We start from the raw sequence: 18717 nt of genomic DNA, 5'->3' as shown, positions 1-18717 counted from the left end.
GAAAATCTGATTTTCGGACGATTCCGAGATACTCGCGCAGTTCAACCGGGAAAGTTAGACAGTCGGCCGAATTATTCACCTTCGTTTACACTTGGCGAACCAGGTCCGGTCGGGAAATAGAACTCGTGTTTCGATTCAGTTTCGAAGCTATCGAGAACGTCCTTGAGCGGTCCGGCATACCGGGTCAAGTCCTGTGCCCGCTGTGAAACTTCGGAGAGTTCAGCTGTCTGTTCCTCGGCAGCACCGGCGACGTTTTCGGATTCGGCCATGGTCACGTCGACTGCCTCGGCAAGCTCTTGGACTGTCTCGGTCACGTCCCTGAGCTGATCGAGCGATGCCTGAACGTCGACATCGGTATCTCGTGCGATCGGTTCGAGCTGATCGACGATATCCTCGATCGCCATCGAGAGATCTTCGAGTCGTTCACGCTGCTTGTACGCGTCATCAGAGATGTGTTGGATCGATTCTGCGATCTGTTCGGACGCATCTCGGAGGCTTTCAGCCGATGTTTCGACGCTTTCACCCGCCTGTTCGACTTCGTCGGCGAAGTGTCTGAGCTGGCCGGTCGTGTTCTCGAGTTCCCCGATCATCTCGTTGAAGTCGGTCGCGATCCGATCCATCGCGTCGTTCTCGCCGTCGGTCTCCATCCGCTGAGTGAGATCGCCGGCCGCACACTCGCCCATGATCTGGCTGTATTCCTCGGCTTTGTCCTGGAGATACTCATTCATCTCCATCGCTTCCGCCCGGGAAACCTCCGCTTGTTTGCGGGCCTGCTGGGCTTCGGTTATCTGTTTGCGCAACGAGTTGCGCATACTATCAAATCCGTCATACAGGCGACCGATCTCGTCGACACGGTCTGTCTCCAGATCGACTCCGAGATCACCCGCTTCCATCTTCGCTGCCCGATCGCGTAGTGTTGTCAGTGGTCCGACTGTCTGGCGGCCGAGAACGACTGCGACGATACTGAGCGTTCCGAGACTCAGCAACACCATCAAGACGACGTTGTGTCCAACGTTGGTCGCCACCCCGTAGGCTTCCTCAGTCGGGACCCTGGAGACAGCGACCCAGCGGGTATTGCTGACTGGAACATACGCCTGAACAGTCTCGCCGTCGCTTATCCGAGTCACTCGCCCACCGAGTGCGGCCTCAAGTGCATCGCCACCGCTGTCGACCGATGCGTCTGCCGCTTGGAAAACGTCGTTACCCTCCGCGTCGAGGATGACTGTCGATTGTGAAGAGTTCTCTTGTTGTAACTGTTCGATCCGGTACTCGAGTGTCCCGATGATCACAACGACGCGGTCTGGCCGATCCGGGACCGGACTGGCAAACGCCATGACTTGATCGCCGAGTGTCGGCGATTCGTAGGCTTGCTGGGATTTCCATACCTCTTCGTCAAGATCGAAATCACTCCGGAACTCCTTGTCGGCCCATGGTTCTTCGAGGCTATCCAGCGCCCTGTCTCGATAGACAGGGTTCGTGCTCGTGACAATGTTCCCAGTATCGGCCTCGATGTAGTGAATCGCCCGGACGTTGACGCCCATCCGTGCTTGTTCTTCGACGAGGTGACCCTGGATCTCCTGTGGATCTCCGTTCCGTAGGACAGGAGATGCGGACGCTGTGCGGGTCTGGACAGTCAAGGACTCGACCCAGGAGCTGATTTGTTCGGCCTGCATTTCCGCGGTCGTTTCAAGTTGTGCATTGGCGTCTGCCCGCACAGTCTCGTCGATTTCCACGTAACTTATCGCCCCCACCGCAGCAATCACGAGGACGACCGACAGGATGGCGATGACGAACTTTGCGAGGTACCGGCGTCTGATGAACTCCGGAACGAACGTCGGTGGGATCGAAGGAAGATTCATGGTTTGATTCGATCGAGTTCCCTGATTCCGCTGGCAACACTGTTGTCGTACGCCCAATACTCGAAGGTAGTATCCGTCGGATCGCCGTTTTCATCGAACCGCGTTTCGTTAGACGCCCCCCGATATTCGATAGACTGGCCCCGCGCTGCACGGCGGAGACCGTCCAGAAGAGTATCGGGAGTGATCTCAGTCCCACCCGAGTTCGTGACACGTCGAATGGCGTTCTGGATCGCCTTGGAATCGTTTTGACCGGCATAAGCGTTTGCGAGCAGGAGAACCGCAGTCGCATCGTAGGCATAGGACTCGAAGATACCTGGCTCGTTGCCGGATGCGTTCGTATAGAGTTCGGCGAAAGCGTCGCTTCCCGGACCGTCGACGAGCGGCGCAAGTCCACGGATCCCGTTGAGTGAACGATCGACTTGCTGGTGCATATCGCCGGTCCGCAGGCCGTCAGTACAGAGAATGTCCGCGTCGGTCCGAGTAAGCATATCGGAGAAAAGTGTTTCGCCCATCTCCGGATACGCAGCGAGGACGAGCGCGTCGGGATCGCCCTCCGTAGCCTGGTCGATCGCATCAACGTAGGAGTTCGAAGTGTCTTCGATGGGCACCTGGTCGGTTATCGTGCCGTTGTAATCCCGGCGAAAGGAGCGGCTAAACGCCTGACTTAGCTGCCATCCGTAATCGTTGTTGACGTAGAGCGTACCTGCAGTGTCGTAGTCGAGTTTCCTGGCCACGGTGTCAGCGAGAAGGCTCCCCTGAATCGCATCGGAGATGGCAGTCCGGAAGACGTAGCCGCCGTCGTTGAGTGTTGTGAGCGTCGGCGTGGTCGCTCCCGGAGAACAGCAGACGGTCTTGTATGGAATCAGTACCTGTTGGGTCGCCTGCAAAACGATATCGGAATCGAGGGGACCAGTAACCATCGGGTATCCCTCGTCAACCAGCGACGTGGCTTTCCGGGCGGCCGTCGTCGGATCACTCTCCGTATCCACAGATCGATGCTCGAACGTGAGAGCAACGTCGTCTCGGACTTGATCGATCGGTAACACGGCGGCCTCGCGAATGGATTCCCCGACTGCACTTCGAGGACCGCTCAGCGGAAGCATCGTCCCGATCTTGATTGTCCGATCAAGTCCTTCGCGTCTATCACTTCCCCCCGAGTTGAAACCGGGAATGGAACCGGCACAACCACTCAAACCGGCTACCCCGCCACTACAGATTCCAGAGAGGAGCTGTCTTCGGCTGGGTCTAAGGCCCATACGTTCTGCTGTCTTACACCGGCATATGAGAGTGTCGGTCCGATTGTATTTCTAATTATTATTAGCAGCCGTATAAATTTCCCGACCCCTGACGCCGATAGGCGCCGATCCGTTCACACCGCTGTGGGATTGGGGGTACTTCCTGAACCACATGAATGCCGACACGTCGATCACCAACTACGGGTTGGTCTCCGAGCTCCCTCGCTGCGGTGCTCGCATTCATCCCGGGAAACGCGATTGCCGACCCCATCGGCTGATCGAGCCCGTCGCACTGCATTGGGAGGACTTTACCTGATTGAATCGAAAAGAGACAAACGCAATCAGTAGCTCGTTTCGGCCCCGACACGTCCTTCCGGGAAGCCAACGGTATTACTCGTTCGAACCCAATCTGTCCTATGCGAACAAAACCGGAACGAACGCTCAGCACCCTCTTGCTTTCCGTGCTGGCCTCGGCCATGCTGGCCGTCCCGGCGAGCGCCCACGTCGAGTACGTGACCGACGAGGAGAGCGCCGGCAGCGTGGCCGAGTTATTCGCCGCCGTCTTCACCGATCCGGAGAGCGTCGCCCTCCTGGGCGGCGGCGCGATCGGCGCACTCCTGGTGATCGTCGGCTATCTCCGGTTTGCGGGCTCGATCCCGGACCTCGCTGTCGCCAGTCAGACGTTGCAATCCTACCGACCATACCTCCCCTGGATGCTACGACTGACGGTCGGGCTCCCGCTCGTAGGTGCCGGCTTCGCCGGCTACCTGTTCACGCCGAGTCTCCCGGTCGAAGCGCGACTCCTGCAGGTCGGTATCGGGTTCCTCCTGTTGTTCGGGCTGGCGACGCGCGTCGTTGCGGCGATCGGGCTGGTCGTCTATCTCGGTCTCCTCACCACGGATAGCACGCTCTTGCTGGCCAGCGAGTACATCGCGGGCTTTCTGGGCATCATGATCGTCGGTGCCGGCCAGCCGAGCGCTGACATGCTGCTCCGACGACTGGTGGTCACTGAGGGGACACTCGTCAGTCGCGCCCGTGGCCTGGCGACACCGGCCGAACTGTTCTCGAAGGTGGGTATCGACCGGCTGCCGGTCGCACCCCTGCTCCGGCTTTTCGTCGGGGTGAACTTCCTGTATCTCGGCGTCACCCAGAAGTGGCTCAACCCGGCGGGCGGGATGGCCGTCGTCGAAAAGTACGACCTCACGGCGGTCGTCCCCGTCACCCCGGAGCTGTGGGTGTTCGGTGCTGGCCTGGTCGAAGCCGGCGTCGGCGTGGCATTCCTGCTGGGACTGTTCACCCGTGGCAGTGCTGCCGTCGGCTTCCTCATGCTGACGACGACGCTGTTTGGCTTGCCCGACGACCCGGTGCTTGCCCACATCACGCTGTTTGGGCTTCTCTCGGCACTGCTCGTGGTCGGGGCCGGTCGCTACTCGCTGGACGCGACGCTGCTGCCCGCGCTTCGCCGGCGACTCGATTCGGACTTCGAGCGCGCCGCTAATCGCCAGACGTCGGCCGACTGATCACTGAACGGTAGATCCGTGAGCCCATCCACCGAAAGCGGGACACAGCAGGAAGAGACTGCTGAGACCCCCACTACTAAGCTCACAGGTGCTGTGACCACGACACATGGGATTGCTCAACCGCATCGGCGTCGGGTCAGCCGAGGTCGATACGATACTCGAAACGGAGACGGTCCAGCCTGGCGACAGCATCTCGGCCCACATCGAAATTGAAGGCGGCTCGGACGATCAGGAGGTCGACGAGATTGAGCTTGCAGTGATGACACGGTACGAGGTCGAGACTGACGAGGGGAGTAGCTATTCGACTGGCAAAATTATGGAAACGACACTGGCCGAGGAGTTCACGATCACGGCCGGCGAGGAACGCACGATCGACGCGGGTGAAATCCAGATCCCCGAGTCCACGCCGCCGACCATCGGCAAGACACAGGCCTGGATATATACGGGATTAGATATCGACTGGTCAGTTGATCCGAAGGACAAAGACCACCTAGAAGTGCGTCCAGGCCCGTATCTGGACGGGCTCGTCGAGGCTGTCGAGAATCTCGGCTTTTCCCGCAGCTCGGTGGACAACGTCAAGGCCCGTTCGTTCGGCCCTGGAACGTTCGCACAAGAATTCGAGTACAAGCCACGTAGTGGCCCCTACAGTGGCAAGCTCGATGAGATTGAACTGTTCCCAGTTCGCCAGGGTGACGCGCTCACGGTCGTCGTTGAAGTCGATGAGCGCGGCGAGTCGATGTTCGGTTCCGACGAAAGTCAGCACCGCATCACCGTCGACACAACGGATCCGGCAGCTATCGAACAGCAACTCAGAGATCTCATTGATCGTCAACTCTGAGCACATCACCATCGGAGGGAAATCCTCTAGCAACTGTATGGTGAGTTGACATTCGCCGCTGAATCCCGAACGACAGATCCGTGATCCCGGGCCTGGAAGAACGCCCATGGAGCGCGTCTGTACTGACTGCGGACGGACGTACCCAGTCGGGGGGCCCTGGCGATGTGCGTGCGGGAGTCCGTTCGACTTGCGAGGGCATCCCGAACTGCCAGCTAAGCCAACAGAAATCGACCGTGATACCGGACTCTGGGCCTGCGAGAATTTCCTTCCGGTCGACCCCCACGTCTCGCTTGGCGAAGGGTGGACGCCGCTGATCGCGGCCGAGGACCGCGGCGTCCAGTACAAACTCGAACACCTGTTTCCAACGGGGAGTTTCAAGGATCGCGGTGCTGCGGTCGTCATTTCTCACGCTCTCGAACGTGGGGTCGACCGAGTCTTCGAAGATTCCTCTGGCAACGCGGGGCTGGCGATCGCGACCTACGCCGCCAGGGCCGGTATCGACGCCGAGATTTTCGTCCCCGCCGACGCCAAGCCGGGGAAACTCGGGGCGATCGAGCGGACTGGGGCGGACATACGGCGGGTCGAAGGAACCCGCGAGGACGTGACCGAGGCGTGCATCGCGGCCGTCGAGGACGGTGAGGGGTACTACGCCAGCCACGCCTGGGAACCGCTGTTTCTGTCGGGCACAGCGACCTTCGCCCTGGAGGTCGCCGCTCAGCGCGACTGGCAAGTGCCCGAGGCGATGGTGACGCCACTGGGTCACGGGACGCTGTTCCTCGGAGCCTATCAGGGGTTCGAGCGACTATCCCGTGCCGGGTGGATCGACGAGATCCCTCGGCTGTTCGGCGTCCAGGCGAGCGGCGTCGCGCCGATCGCCGCGGCCCGCGGGAACGACTGTGACGCGGCCCGCAACGACCTCGCCGACGGCATCCAGATCGCCGAGCCAGTGCGTCGGGATGGGATTCTGGAGGCCATCGACGCGACTGACGGCGACGCGGTTGCCGTTACAGCTGAGGAGACCGAACGGGCTCACGACCGTCTCTCGGGTGTCGGGCTGGCCGTCGAACCGACGAGTGCGACGGCGGTGGCTGGGTTACAGCGGCTGCGTGAGTGGGACGTGATCGACGATAGTGACGAGGTCGTGGTGCCGCTGACGGGGCGGAATGGGACCCGAATCCGCTGAGGAGGGGGATCAGGGACACGTCGGAGAAGGATCCGGTACTGTCTTGTACTTCGATGTCGGCGAATCAGCCGTGAACGCTATATTCTGATCTACCCATAGCGTTCTACCAATTGTAACGGGTGAGTATCCCATGACACGATACAAGAGTCAGTCCGACAGGAGTCGGTTCGCAACCATCGCAGTCGGCGAACCTGAAACCGAGACGCACCCGCACAGAGATGGAACGAACGACGTCATCCCGCCGATCCACCTTTCGAGTACGTTCGAGTGGGCCAGTGGGGAAGACGCTAATGAACACGACTATTCACGGGAGAGTAATCCGACGCGGGCAGCCCTCGAAGAGCAGTTGGCTCGTCTGGAAGGCGGTGAACATGCACTGGCGTTCGCCTCCGGCATGGCCGCCACCTCGACGACGATGCTGTCGCTGGTCCCTCCGGGAGGCCACGTAGTCTCCTCGGACACCATCTATAGCGGGACCGAAAAACTGCTCGTCGAACACATGGCCGGACATCTCGACGTTGACATCGACTTGGTTGACGCGCGTGACCCCGACAACGTCGCCGATGCAGTCAACGTGGACACTGACCTGATCTGGGCAGAAACACCGTCGAACCCCCTGATCAGGTTGTGCGATATCCAAACGATAGCCGACATCGCCGAGGACAATGGGACGCTGTTCGCCGTAGACAGCACCTTTGGGAGTCCGTACTATCAAGCCCCACTCGAACTGGGTGCTGACATCGTCGTCCACAGCACCACCAAGTATCTCAACGGACACTCCGACTCGATCGGCGGTGTCGTCATCACCGACGACAGTGAGGTGTTCCAAAAATTGGGGTTCGCGCAGCGAGTTGGGTTTGGGAACATGCTGTCGCCGTTTGACTGCTACCTCGTTGCGCGAGGCATCAAGACACTGCCGGCGCGGATGGAACAGCACGAGAAGAATGCGATGACAGTTGCCCGGTTCCTCGAAAGTCACGATCGGGTCGCTCGTGTTTACTATCCGGGCCTCGAAAGCCACCCACAACACGATCTTGCGAGCGAGCAGATGTCGGGATACAGTGGGATGGTGTCCTTCGAGTTCGATGGCACTCTCGTCGAACTTGAGGCGTTCATCGAGGGACTTTCGGTTTTCACGCCGGGAGCGAGCCTCGGTGGGGTCGAGAGCCTTATTGAGGTACCGTCACTGATGATCCCCGACGAGTTCAGTCGTAGTGAGGATTCGGCGGAGATTCCCGAGACGTTGGTTCGAGTATCCGTCGGCCTCGAAAACGCCGATGACCTCTGTGAGGATCTTCGGACGGCCCTCCCGTAATCTACGGGCGGAACAGGCCGAGTGCCTCGGGGTCGTTCGGAAATCTTTGATGTCCGTGATGGGCGTGGGACTTTGTCCCATGAACCAGTGAACGGCGCGAGCGTCGGGAGCAGATGACCAGAGGCTTCGCGTCTCGAACCACTTGACTCCGAGGCGGTTCACATTGACTGTTTCACGCCGGTACCGATGATGGACGATCAGTTCGGTGAGTCTCTGTATCGCTACACCGTACAGATCACTTTACTCGCCGATCAACCCCCGACGGAAAGCCTTTACCGCGGCCACAGCGTAGCCGCGGGCAAATGGTACTCGACGATCTTGGATCCTCCCTACGGGGGGCGCTCGACGGTCTCCGGGGGAAGTCCCGTATCAGCGAGGAAGACGTCCAGGCGGTCGTCAAGGAGATCCAGCGATCGCTCCTGCAGGCCGACGCCGACGTCGATCTCGTGATGGAGCTTTCTGACAACATCGAATCCCGGGCCGTAGAGGAGGAACCGCCCGCCGGTACCTCTGCCCGGGACTGGGTGTTGCGCATCGTCTACGAGGAACTGGTCGAACTGGTCGGCGATTCGACCGAGATTCCCCTCGAACCCCAGACGATCGTCCTGGCGGGCCTCCAGGGAGCCGGGAAGACCACCACCGCGGCGAAGATCGCCTGGTGGTTCTCGAAGAAAGGGCTCCGTCCGGCTGTCATCCAGACCGACACCTGGCGACCCGGGGCGTACGAACAGGCCGAGCAGATGGCCGAACGCGCCGAGGTGGACTTCTACGGCGATCCGGACAGTGACGACGCGGTCCAGATCGCTCGTGATGGCCTGGAAGCCACGGAAGACGCCGACGTCCGGATCGTCGACACGGCCGGTCGCCACGCCCTGGAAGACGAACTGATCGACGAGTTAGAGGAGATCGAGTCGGTCGTCGATCCGGACCGGAACCTCCTGGTTCTGGACGCCGCAATCGGCCAGGAAGCCAAAGAGCAGGCCCGGCGCTTCGAGGACGCGGTCGGCATCGACGGCGTCGTGATCACCAAACTCGACGGGACGGCCAAAGGTGGCGGGGCCCTCGTCGCCGTCAACGAGACGGACTCGACGATCGCGTTCCTCGGGACCGGCGAGACCGTCAAGGACGTCGAGCGCTTCGAGCCTTCGGGATTCATCTCGCGGCTGCTCGGAATGGGCGATCTCCAGCAACTCACCGAACGGGTCGAACGTGCGATGGAGGAGACCCAGGAAGAGGAAGACTGGGAACCCGAGGACCTGATGAAAGGGGAGTTCACCCTCAAGGACATGCGCAAGCAGATGGAGGCGATGAACAAGATGGGACCCCTCGATCAGGTTATGGACATGATCCCCGGACTGGGCGGCGGCATGATGGATCAACTCCCCGACGACGCTATGGACGTTACCGAGGAGCGCATGCGTGACTTCGAGGTGATCATGGACTCGATGACCGTCGAGGAACTCGAGAACCCACGCCAGATCGGTCGCAGCCGGACCGAGCGCATCGCCCGCGGCTCGGGCAAACCAGAGGATCGCATCCGGGAACTGCTCGAACAACACAAGATGATGGAACGAACGCTGAAGCAGTTCCAGGGCATGGGTGACGCCGACATGGAACGCATGATGAAACAGATGGACCAGGGCGATATGGGGGGTGGCCCCGGTGGCATGGGTGGTATGGGCGGCAACCCGTTCGGGTGACGATCGACTTCGCCGAACGTGAACGACTTAGCCTGCCAATCGTTTCGGACGGACCAGACGGTCTCTGGTCGAATACCGACTTTTCACCGACGAACTCCGGGCGAAAGGGTTCCACGGTTACCGGTTTCTCGGTCGTCACCGTATCGACAACAAATGACTGAAGGACATAATACTAAAATTTATTCTATATAATCTATTCTGGTACTTCTGCCGTATCGGCGCATTCACAGCCCTCGTTCTCGAAGAACTCGTCTATCGTGTACTGGTTGCGACAGTCGTGACAGTACACCCGGATATCGTTCGTGACGCGGAGGTCTCCCCCTTCGAGAGAGCCGTTCTGCCGGAGGTTTTCTACTTTCGACTCCGTGACAGTGGTCAGTCGTGTCTGTAGTTTCCGGATGTGTTCGAGGCTCGACGCCGGGTCACTCTCCCGGTGGTCGTCGTATTCGACGCCACGGACGTCTTGCAGGTAGTTCCGGACCGACTGATAGGTGACGAAGTCTCCACGCAACGATGCGACGTCGACACCGTTGTTCTCCAACGTGCTCCGGAGTTCAGTTCGTTCTCCCGGACTGGCGTCCGCACTCGTCAGGAGCCGATACGCGTTCTCGACGTCGATCCGCGTCAAGACTGGATCGGCTTCCGAGAGTCGATGTTCCAGTAGGGCTCTGTTGAAGGCGTCCGCCAGGTCCCGGAGGCTCCGGTGATCGTCGCCCTCGGCTGTCCACCCCGCCACCAGTTCGTCGCCGATGTCCGCCAACTCGTGCCGGTCAATCAACTGCCGCACCTTGTTCGGCCGTCCGCCCGTGTTCGAGTCCGTGTCGGCCATCGATAGTCGACATACTCCGGGGACGTACTTGAGACTTTGACCCGGCCCATCCGGTGACTACTGGTGTCGTTCGATCGAATCCAGTGGGAGCATTATTATGGTATTTTTACTTTTTCTACCACCTATAATCAATCTTTAATATATAGTCGTCGAGTCCGAATGCGGCGGGCTGGTCGACTGAACGAGTTCCGTCGTCCACGGGGCGACCACGGTGAAATGGCGACAGTTCGATTTCGACAAGACAGTAGTCACGTCGGAGTCGTTTTCCGTGATCCACTGGTCGTAGACGTTCTCGATACGGTATCTCGAATTACACCGAAGTGATGTACGTATAGGAGTCCTCGAGCGCTCGTGCGTCCGCTTCGAGCAGTGCGACGACGAGATACTCGGCGTACTCGGCGAAGTACGCAACGAGCTCGCTGATCCGGTTCGAGTCGATCGCCTCGAGGGAGTCTACCAGCAGGAACGGGACGGTCTCGTGTACCTTGTGGACGAGATATCCGGCCAGTCCGAAGACCAATCCCGTGACTTCCCGCTCGCTCTCACTGAGATTGTCGATCGTGTCCTCGTAGGTCGTCCCGCTGTCAGACCGGCGGACGATATGCAACGAGAAGCGGTGGTCCGACCGGTCATCGGGAGTGTCTCGTATCGTCTCCTCGACCCGTTCGATCCAGATTCGCTCGACGTTCTCGTATTCGAGGATCGACAGTATCTCGCCCATGTGAGAATTGAAATTGTCGATGACCTGTTGTTCGATCCGGTCGATCCTCGTGCGGTACTCCGTCAACGCCTCGTTGACCTTCTCCCGTTCTGATTCAAGTTCGGGTTCCCGGTCCAGACGATCCTCGATGGTCGCGATCTCGTCTTCGAGTTCGTCGCGTTCAGATTCGAGCGAGTCGATCTCGAACTCCGTCTCGTTGGCCTCCCTGTGCAGGTCCAGTATCTCCTCGAAGTCCCGGTCTTCGAGTTCCTGGACGGCCGTTTCCAACGACTGAATCCGCTCGCTGAGTCCGTCGCGTTTGTCGGTGAGATCCGCCAGCGTCGCCTCGCGTCGTTCGATCTCCGCGGCGATCCTGGACTTGCGTTCCTCGAGTTCGGCGTGTCGGTCGATCCGCTCCGATATCTCACGCCGCTCGTCGGCGAGTTCTGCGATGCGGTCGTCGAGACGTTCGATCTCGGCCATCCGGTCGCTCACGAGATCCCGTAACCGCAAGAGGGTCGCCTCGATGTCGTCACGGGTGACCTCCGAACCACACGTCCAACAGACGACGTCTTCGGACTCCCCGAGAAGTTCCTCCGTGATGTCATCCTCTCTTCGCCGGTCTTCCTCCCCGAGTCCATCGACAGCTGTCGCCGTTCGGAGTTGCTCCTCGTTGAACTGAACGATGCTCTGAACGTCATTGACGGCCGATTCGAGCCGTTGCTTCTTCGATCGCAACCGGTCGATCTCCCCGTCGATCGTCGACAATCGCTCCTCCGCGACGGTCTCCGTCTCCGACAATTCCGAAGTTATGTCCGAGCGGGTACGCCGTAACGAGTCGAGACTCTCCCGCTGTGTCTCGATCTCCTGGCGTACCGTCGCGAGTTCCGATCGAGTCTCCCGGAGGGTCGACAGTTTTCCGTCGAGTTCGTTCTCCTTCGCTCGTGTCTCCTCGGCATCGGCATCCAGTTGGTCGATCCGGTCGGAGAGTTCCGCGTATCGCTCTCGCTTGGTATCGATCTCGTTTTGGAGTTGTGCCCGACGTTGTTCCAGGCTGGGGAGTGTCTGCTTCAGCTGATTCAGCTCGGACAGTTCCTCGTCCAACGATTCCTTCTCGGCCATCAACTGCTCGATCTGTGCCTCTATCGCCTCGGTATCGACTGGCTCCATGACAAGTTCCCGGAGATCACCGTTCGTACGGATCGTCGTCCGTGCCGGGTTCGACCGGAGGAAGAACGCGAAGAGATCAGCGAGTTCCGAGTCTGCGACGTACGGGGATCCACTCGTCACGACCCGATCGCCCTCTCGCGAGATATCCCGCGTGTATCGCTCCCCGTCGAGAGCCAGTTCGACGCGCCCGCGATCGGCATGTCCTTTCAGCGAGAACTCGTCGCTGCCCAGCACACACATCAATGCCTGTAGCAACGACGTCCGGTTGGTCGCGTTCTCGCCCGACAACACGTTCACCCCTTCGACGAGTTCAATCTCCGTCTCGTCGATGCCGCCGATGTTCTCGACGGTCAGTGTCGCCCGGCTCGCGAACCCCTCCTGATCCATACGACCGGATCGGGCAGGTGAATACTTAACGCCTGGGTGCATTTCCGATCGAGTGGACGACGGCGCCAATCACTGAGTGACGGCGCGTATAAACAGTTTGAAGACCCTCACGATCCGGCCGTCATCGCCCATCCAGAAGATCGTGATTGGGGAACGTACGCTCCCACAGATAGCGATGATTGTGGCGATGACGATAGGGTATAATATCCGAGAGAATTGAATACATATAATAATACATACAATCGTACCACGGTGAATATTCCAGGTGGGTCAGGGAACGCCGCGCAGGCCAACGAATCAGTAGTCTTATTCCACGGGATATGATACAAGTTCACAATGGCCGACGATAAAGGACTGCGGATCGGTATTCTCGGGCTGGGTGCTCTCGGTCAGAACATCGCGACAGCGTTATCGGAACTCCCCTACGAGTTCAGCGGTGCCGACGCCGATCCCGAGTTACGGACAGCGTTCGCCGAGGAGTACGATGCGGAGACCTACGACACGCCCGAAGCGCTGATGCAGTCCGACATCGACGCGATCGTCATCGCCACGCCGAACAAGTTCCACGAAGCGATCGCGACAAAGGCGTTCGAACATGGCCTGGACGTGTTGCTGGAGAAACCCCTCGCACACACGCTCGATAGCGCTCGGAGAATCGAGGAGGCAGCCGAACGGGCGGAGGCTATCTGTATGGTGGGATTCCACCACCGGTATCGGAACGTGGTCGAGATCGCTAAGCGCTACGTCGAGCAAGGATACTTCGGTGACGTCACGCATATAGAAGGGAAGTTCGTCAGGCGTCGTGGGGTCCCCGGTCGGGGAACGTGGTATACGTCCGCGGAGATCGCCGGCGGCGGCGCACTGATCGACATCGGGTCACACGTCCTATACAACGTTCTGGACTTTCTCGAATGGGCTGCTATCGAGGACGTGAGTGGGACAGTCCGGTCGGACTTCGGTCACAACGACGATTACGCGTATCTGAACATGTGGGGTGAGGACGAGAAGGGCACGATCTACAACGTCGAAGACGCGATCAACGCGTTCCTCGTCTTCGAGGACGGGAGCACGGCGAACTTAGAGATCGCCTGGGCTGAGAACACGCGTTCGACCCATTCCTATCGGATCCTCGGCAAGAAAGCCGGAGCGGAGATCGACATCACGAACACGCTGAACGCCGTCGAACCGGTTCCCGACCAGCGAAACGATCTCACGATCTACGAGGTGCGTTCGGTCGGCACGGACCACTTCGTCGACAGCGAGATTATGACGGAACAGAACAACCCCTTTCGTACCGAACTGGAGACGTTCCTCGAAGCCGTCCGGAGCGGTACCCGGCCCGAACGGTGTAACGTCCACCGCGCACTGGAAGTCCAGGGGCTCCTATCCGAGATCTACGAAGAGTGCGGCGATCGGGTCTGAACACTCCCGCCGTACCAGCACGTCACGGGATCCGATTCATCTTTCTGTCCCCCAAATAGACGACTCGATCCCTGCGGAGAACGATATTTACGTCCACGCTCATATGACACAATATGGGCGGGTCAGACACCCAGGGCAGGTCGATCAAATCGGTCAGGAAGGCGTTCCGTATTCTGGAGTTACTTCGGGAACACGACGGCATGTCCGTCACTGACCTCAGTGTGGAACTCGGGGAGTCGAAGAGTACGGCCCACCACTACCTCTCGACCATGGAATCCGAAGGGTACGTGAGCAAGGAAGGAGGTGAATACCGACTCGATCTCGCGCTTCTCACGCTAGGCGGGGCAGTTCGGGAACGCGAGGAGATCTACAGACGGGCACGCGGGGACGTCTATCGACTGGCCAACGAGACCGGCGAGGTGGCACGGCTCATCGCCGAACACGACAACAGCGGGATCGTACTGTATCAGGTCATGGGTGACGAGGCGGCCGAGCCACACGTTCCGCTTGGAGGGCGGGAACCGCTGCACTGTACGGCCGCCGGCAAGGCGTTCCTCGCGGAACTGCCGACCGGGGAAGCCGAACGAATCGTCGAGGCGACCGGCATGACCACCTATACCGAGAACACGATCACGGAACTCCAGACGTTACGGACGGAACTGCAATCGATCCGATCCCGGGGAGTCGCTTTCGACGACGAAGAGCGGTTCGACGGAATCCGGTGTGTGGCGACGACGGTGAACACCGTCTCGGGGGACCTGATCGGGGCTATAAGCGTTTCCGGCCCGACGGAACGTCTCACTGACCAACGCTTCGAAGAGGAACTGCCACGGACCGTCCAGAATATCGCCGGTGCCGTCGAGATCACGTCGAAGTACTCCACCTGGACAGACGAACAATAATAGTTCGTCAAGTCGACGATCTAGACGACCCTAGCTGACAAAATACACTGGACGGACGACCAATATTCGTCCGACACAGTGGGGCGACTCGAACGAACCTGATGCGGGAGAGCCGATACTCTTTGTCGCTCCCTCGGCGTCCTCGAACCCTCCAGAAACCGGCGAGGGTTGCTATCCCCGGCAGTTCCATATCGACAATTTCCCTCGATGCGTACACTCTCGGCGAGAAGTGACGCCTTCCACGGTCGAAGACCACGTCCGGAGGAGCAATAAAAACACGAGTACCTTTGTTATTCTATTTCGTCGTCCCACAATACCCCTATCCACTGTCATCAAAGTCGAGTCGTTTGATATATGCAAACAGAGGGGAGTCCACAACGGGCGATACGCTTATCTCTCAGCGCTGGGAGGGCGTCTGTATGTACCGGTTGTCGAGTCCGTCCGGGTCCGTCACTGCCGTCGTAGATCTGTGTGATGACAGTCAGCACCTCGCCATCGAGCGCGAGGGACGACCCGTGGTTCACCCGTCACCGATCGGGCTGGACGCACCACTCCACGGGGCGGGAGAAGTCGTCGACGTCACCCAAGATGAACGGCACGTCGCGGAGTCCTTCGAGACGCCATACGGCAAGCGTCGCGAACATACCTACGAAGCTGAGGCTACGACCTTCGCGTCTACGTTCGCGGACGGGACCGAGGCCGAACTCGACGTCTACGTCAGCGACGACGGCGTCGCCTACCGTCGGCGAGTGCCCGAAATCGGCTCTGTCCTTCTCCGGGCCGAACGCGGGGGGTTCGAACTTCCGACACGAGCGACGGGCTGGTTGACTCCCTATGCGGTCAACCACGAGGCTACTGTCCGGCGAGTCCCCCTGTCGATGGCCGATGGCGAGTTCTGTACGCCGGGGCTGTTCGAGATCCGCGATGACGATTGGGTCCTGCTGGCGGAAGCAGGCGTCGACGCTAATTATCACGCGGCCCGTCTCCACAGTCAGCCCGAGGATCCAGCCGTCTCGTTCGTCCATCCAGGTCCCGAACCGGGTGACAGACCCGTCAGGGTGACGGGGACCTTCGAAACACCCTGGCGGGTGGCGATCGTCGGCGACCTCGGGACCATCGTCGAGTCTGACCTCGTGCCGGCGCTGTCGGACGGTCCGGCTATCGGGGACACCGACTGGATCGAGCCGGGTCGCGTCGCGTGGTCGTGGTGGTCCGAGTCGGCGAGTCCGACCGACGTCGACCGCCAGCGGGAGTACGTCACCTATGCCGCCGAGCGCGGCTGGGAGTACGTCCTCGTCGACGAGGGCTGGGACGAAGCATGGATTCCGGACCTCGTCGAAGACGCCGCCGAACGTGACGTCGGGGTGTTCCTGTGGGCACACTGGACGGACCTCCACGGTGCTGACGAGCGCCGCGAACTGTTGGATCGCTGGTGCGAGTGGGGCATCGACGGTGTCAAGATCGACTTTATGGACAGCGACGAGCAGGGAATGCTACAGTTCTACGAGGCGGTCCTGGCCGACGCGGCCGAGCGGGAACTGCTGGTGAACTTCCACGGATCGACCGTTCCGCTCGGCTTGCGACGCAAGTGGCCGAACGTCATGACCTACGAAGGCGTCCAGGGTGCCGAACACCTCAAATGGGCGACGTTGACACCGGAACACAACGTCGCGCTCCCGTACACGCGCAACGTCGTCGGGCCGATGGACTACACCCCCGTAACGTTCTCGGCCGACAGCCGTCACACGACGGCCGGCCACGAACTCGCGCTGTCGGTCGTCTTCGAGTCCGGCCTCCAGCATTTCGCTGACAACATCGACGAATACGCCGCCCGTCCACACGCCGAGTGGTTCCTCGAACGCGTCCCCGCTGCGTGGGACGAGACGCGTTTCCTCCGTGGGCGACCGGGCTCGGAGGCAACACTCGCACGTCGGCGTGGCCAAGCGTGGTTCGTCGGCTGTATCGTCGCCGGGGTCGGACGGACGATCGACCTCGCGGCGACGTTCCTCGACGACGCTCGGGAGGGGGTATTGCTCCGGGACGGCGAGAACGGGTCGCTCGAGCGGACGACGGCTCACCTGGGTCCCGAAACCCCGCTGTCGGTCGATGTCCCGGCGAACGGGGGCTTCGTCCTGTCACTGTGACAGGATAGACCCTTCGATGGCGGGCAGAAGCTTCTTCAGTGATCGCGTAGCTGTTCCTTTATGACCAAACGGGACGCGTTCTGGGAGGCGCTGTATGACATCCGCCAGTATCTCGGAGTGCTGTTCCGATTCACGTTGTTCCTGACGGTCGTGACGGCCATCTCGATCCTGTTGAGCGAGCCCGGATCCCGATCACGCGAACTCGCGTACCTGAACACGGTACTCGTTCTCGGGACAGCCGGTGCCATCGGGATAGTCTTCTCTTACGCGCGATGGCGACACGACAACAAGCGACCCGACAACTGAAACACGTCTCCGGCAGTGACGCACGGACATCTCGACGACGAAACGTGTCTCCGGCAGTGACGCACGGACATCTCGACGACGAAACGTGTCTCCGGCAGTGACGCGTCCCGACGCGAGCAGTACCACCCACGTACGCGAACGGGGCCCGGATTGACGAGCCGGGCGGTATCGACTGATCGACGGCAACCGACGAGCTGCGACAGCTGACCGACTGCAGTCGAGAACCTACGACGGACTGATCAACTGCAGCCGAAGATCCGCGACAAACTGATCGACAGGCAGGGGGATCAAGCGTCGTCAGTCCGTTCGATCCAGTCCGCGGTTTCGGCGGCGAGATCGCGCAGGTCTTCCGGACGGTCCCGGTCCTCGGCGAGCGACCGGAGCGGATCGATCGCCGCCGGGTCGGCGACGAATCCGAGTGCCACGACGGCCCGTGCAGCTGTCGTCTCGTCCGGATCTTCGAGGGCAGCACACAGTGGCTCGACTGCGCCTGTCACCGACGACGGATCGTCTTCGGCGATAGCCGCGGCCGCGACCACGCCGACAGTCCGAACGTGGCGGTCCGGGTTGTCGAGCAGTTCCAGTAACTGGTCCGCGTGGGCCGACAGCGAGACGTCGTCGGACTCGGCGAGTTCGACGAGCGCCCGACCGGCTGCCAGCCGCGCGGTGAGCTGTCGTTCCTCGGATCGTCGCCTGATGGCCGACTCCCGTCCGAACAGCGCCCTGTTCTCCGCCGGCGCGAAGTCACTTCCTGCAACCGGGTTCGTGATCTCGACGGTGAGAGCGTCGACCAGTTTCGGCACGTACTCCTGGAACCACTCGGGGCGTTCGTCCAGCAGTGACGTAATCGTCCTGGCAGCAAGCAACCGAAAGAGATCGACGTCGTGGGACAGCGTTTCGACGAGCGCATCGAGGTGTCGAGCCACGGCCGCGGGATACGCCTCCGCGATGTCGCCCAGTGCCCCGAGCGATTCTCGAACGACGACCCGCCGTTCGTCGTTCAGTAGTTCGACCAGCAATCCCACTTCCGTCCGGAGTGCCGACGGATCTTCGGCGGCGACCACACCGAGAAGGTTTGCCGCGTGGGTTCGAACGATGTTTTCCTCGCTCCGGAGGTCTTCGAGGAGCAGGTCGGTCGGGACCGCCGCCGCGGTGACCTCGCCGGGGTCGAGGGCCCGTAAGTCGCCAGTCGATCGGTCAGCCATGT

The 18717-nt window shown here is 60.5% G+C and carries 14 protein-coding genes; 9 read left to right on the top strand and 5 right to left on the bottom strand.

Annotated features, from left to right (window positions below):
* Nucleotides 1-71: 71 nt before the first annotated feature.
* Entirely contained in the window at nucleotides 72-1859 is a 1788-nt protein-coding gene (locus E3374_RS13095; protein WP_136689409.1) for a PDC sensor domain-containing protein, read from the bottom strand.
* Entirely contained in the window at nucleotides 1856-3115 is a 1260-nt protein-coding gene (locus E3374_RS13090; RefSeq protein ID WP_136689408.1) for an ABC transporter substrate-binding protein, read from the bottom strand. The genes E3374_RS13095 and E3374_RS13090 overlap by 4 nt, the downstream gene beginning before the upstream one ends.
* 395 nt (nucleotides 3116-3510) lie before the next feature.
* Here E3374_RS13090 and E3374_RS13085 point away from each other — a divergent pair, with 395 nt between their 5' ends.
* The 5 genes from E3374_RS13085 to E3374_RS13065 all read left to right on the top strand — a co-directional run bounded on the left by E3374_RS13085 (nucleotide 3511) and on the right by E3374_RS13065 (nucleotide 9650).
* Nucleotides 3511-4614, top strand: coding sequence for a DoxX family protein (locus tag E3374_RS13085; RefSeq protein WP_136689407.1), 1104 nt, complete (start codon nucleotides 3511-3513; stop codon nucleotides 4612-4614).
* 106 nt (nucleotides 4615-4720) lie between these two features.
* Nucleotides 4721-5452 (top strand): sporulation protein, encoded by a 732-nt coding sequence (locus tag E3374_RS13080; RefSeq protein ID WP_136689406.1) that lies wholly within the window; start codon nucleotides 4721-4723, stop codon nucleotides 5450-5452.
* 106 nt (nucleotides 5453-5558) lie between these two features.
* Entirely contained in the window at nucleotides 5559-6635 is a 1077-nt protein-coding gene (locus tag E3374_RS13075) for a threonine synthase (RefSeq protein ID WP_136689405.1), read from the top strand.
* Nucleotides 6636-6765: 130 nt separating this feature from the next.
* Nucleotides 6766-7950, top strand: a complete 1185-nt coding sequence (locus tag E3374_RS13070) for a trans-sulfuration enzyme family protein (RefSeq protein ID WP_136689404.1) — start codon at nucleotides 6766-6768, stop codon at nucleotides 7948-7950.
* Nucleotides 7951-8252: 302 nt separating this feature from the next.
* A complete protein-coding gene (locus tag E3374_RS13065) occupies nucleotides 8253-9650 on the top strand; it encodes a signal recognition particle protein Srp54 (protein WP_136689403.1) in 1398 nt (465 codons plus the stop codon).
* A gap of 193 nt (nucleotides 9651-9843) precedes the next feature.
* Here the strand turns inward: E3374_RS13065 and rdfA are convergent, their stop codons facing one another.
* Together rdfA and E3374_RS13055 are read right to left on the bottom strand one after the other, a co-directional pair.
* Nucleotides 9844-10479, bottom strand: a complete 636-nt coding sequence (rdfA, locus tag E3374_RS13060) for a rod-determining factor RdfA (protein WP_136689402.1) — start codon at nucleotides 10477-10479, stop codon at nucleotides 9844-9846.
* Nucleotides 10480-10789: 310 nt separating this feature from the next.
* On the bottom strand, nucleotides 10790-12736 hold the full coding sequence (locus tag E3374_RS13055) for an archaea-specific SMC-related protein (protein ID WP_136689401.1): 1947 nt from the start codon (nucleotides 12734-12736) through the stop codon (nucleotides 10790-10792).
* 336 nt (nucleotides 12737-13072) lie between these two features.
* Here E3374_RS13055 and E3374_RS13050 point away from each other — a divergent pair, with 336 nt between their 5' ends.
* The 4 genes from E3374_RS13050 (at nucleotide 13073) to E3374_RS13035 (ending at nucleotide 17510) form a co-directional block, all read left to right on the top strand.
* Nucleotides 13073-14158 carry a Gfo/Idh/MocA family protein gene (locus E3374_RS13050; RefSeq protein WP_136689400.1) on the top strand — a complete coding sequence of 362 codons (1086 nt, stop codon included), beginning with the start codon at nucleotides 13073-13075 and terminating at the stop codon, nucleotides 14156-14158.
* A gap of 113 nt (nucleotides 14159-14271) precedes the next feature.
* Nucleotides 14272-15060, top strand: coding sequence for an IclR family transcriptional regulator (locus E3374_RS13045; RefSeq protein ID WP_136689399.1), 789 nt, complete (start codon nucleotides 14272-14274; stop codon nucleotides 15058-15060).
* A 419-nt stretch (nucleotides 15061-15479) separates the two neighbouring features.
* On the top strand, nucleotides 15480-17204 hold the full coding sequence (locus E3374_RS13040; protein ID WP_136689398.1) for a glycoside hydrolase family 97 protein: 1725 nt from the start codon (nucleotides 15480-15482) through the stop codon (nucleotides 17202-17204).
* A 60-nt stretch (nucleotides 17205-17264) separates the two neighbouring features.
* Nucleotides 17265-17510, top strand: a complete 246-nt coding sequence (locus tag E3374_RS13035) for a hypothetical protein (RefSeq protein ID WP_136689397.1) — start codon at nucleotides 17265-17267, stop codon at nucleotides 17508-17510.
* 287 nt (nucleotides 17511-17797) lie between these two features.
* On the opposite strand, the gene E3374_RS13030 is transcribed toward E3374_RS13035, so the two are convergent.
* Nucleotides 17798-18715, bottom strand: a complete 918-nt coding sequence (locus tag E3374_RS13030) for a HEAT repeat domain-containing protein (protein WP_136689396.1) — start codon at nucleotides 18713-18715, stop codon at nucleotides 17798-17800.
* Nucleotides 18716-18717: the final 2 nt, after the last annotated feature.

It is taken from the genome of Halorhabdus amylolytica (assembly GCF_004944975.1).
GTDB classification, from domain to species: domain Archaea; phylum Halobacteriota; class Halobacteria; order Halobacteriales; family Haloarculaceae; genus Halorhabdus; species Halorhabdus amylolytica.
Note: the sequence above shows the minus strand (reverse complement) of the source record. Positions and strands in the feature narration are given on the sequence as shown.